Here is a 311-nt window from a genome sequence, read left to right as displayed (position 1 = left end):
CAGGGTTTCAGCCAGTGATAGCAGCAAGATACCTTCATCAGTTTCCAGACTGAAGGTTTTTAAGAACTGATCAAGATAGCGCTGGTTTTCCTTGTCGCTTCGCAGGGAACTTATCCATCCAGTAGCTATATCCCGGCATTCATGGTCGACAGGCTGCGCCAGCTCCAGTAGCTGGGTCACCAATGCGGTTTCTTCGGTGCAGTAATGGGCTGGGATATTGTTCCACAGTTGCTTAGCAGACCATTTGACCTGCTGTTCTAAAAAGTAGAGTGAAAGAGGAAACATAACTGCGCCTGTCGTTTATTTGCAGT

At 47.6% G+C, this 311-nt stretch carries 1 protein-coding gene; it reads right to left on the bottom strand.

Going from position 1 to position 311, the window contains the following annotated elements; all coding sequences use genetic code 11:
- The coding region (locus QWI17_RS16510; protein ID WP_302723629.1) for a hypothetical protein at positions 1-285 on the bottom strand (285 nt) is incomplete at its 3' end.
- Between the last annotated feature and the right edge of the window lie 26 nt (positions 286-311).

The organism is Gilvimarinus gilvus (assembly GCF_030518155.1).
GTDB lineage: Bacteria > Pseudomonadota > Gammaproteobacteria > Pseudomonadales > Cellvibrionaceae > Gilvimarinus > Gilvimarinus gilvus.
Note: the sequence above shows the minus strand (reverse complement) of the source record. Positions and strands in the feature narration are given on the sequence as shown.